This is a genomic window from Escherichia sp. MOD1-EC6098, assembly GCF_002965865.1.
Classification (GTDB): Bacteria; Pseudomonadota; Gammaproteobacteria; order Enterobacterales; family Enterobacteriaceae; genus Escherichia; species Escherichia marmotae.
Genome location: NZ_PTSN01000081.1, coordinates 1 through 654, shown reverse-complemented (window position 1 = coordinate 654; position 654 = coordinate 1). Strand labels below are relative to the sequence as shown.

At 59.2% G+C, this 654-nt stretch carries 2 protein-coding genes; both read right to left on the bottom strand.

Annotation, left to right across the window (positions count from 1 at the left end):
• On the bottom strand, window positions 1–233 hold a 233-nt coding region (locus C0K55_RS25725; protein WP_272898104.1), incomplete at its 3' end, for a hypothetical protein.
• Between the two features lie 14 nt (window positions 234–247).
• Window positions 248–654 (bottom strand): fimbrial protein (locus C0K55_RS25720; RefSeq protein ID WP_105283461.1); only part of this gene is annotated, 407 nt, incomplete at its 5' end.

Below are 654 nucleotides of genomic sequence, written 5' to 3'. Positions count from 1 at the left end.
TTCCCGTTCAGGGACAGGTCAACCAGATAACGCCCCGGTGCATAGCTGCCGTTCAGGGCTGCCCAGACTTCCGGATTAACCCCGACACCACCCTGGATAAAGGACATATCCAGTTTTTCACCTGCAACACCTGTGGCACTGGCAAAAGCAGCTGATACGGCAAGCGCAAGTGCGGCCCGACGGAAAAACACGGACGAAACCAGCTCAGCGACTGCCTTCTTTCCTGCACACACAATCCTTTTCTCCGTTACTGATACGTGACCACAAAGGTCAGTGCACCCGTGTATTCCCCCGCCTTCACGTTCGCCGGAAACACCGGCTGCGCACGAAAACGGAACTGTCCTTTAGCAGCAAACTCCACCGGGTAATTCACCGAATGACTGTCCTGAGTCAGACGTCCGCGATAATCTGCCTGCGCATCCACCGCCCGCACATCCACGCGAATACCATCACCGGCACCGCGGGTGACCACGCCCCCTGCGTCCAGCTGCCCCGGGTTACCAAAATCCAGGGTGGCGACCTGCCCTGCCTTAAAGGCTGAGCAGCCCTGAACCGTGGCACCGGACTCATACAGACGCACAGTGAAGTCACGCGGCGGCACAGACGCCCCCGTGGACTTGCGGTAAGTCCCGAATGTCAGCCGGCCACTGTTGC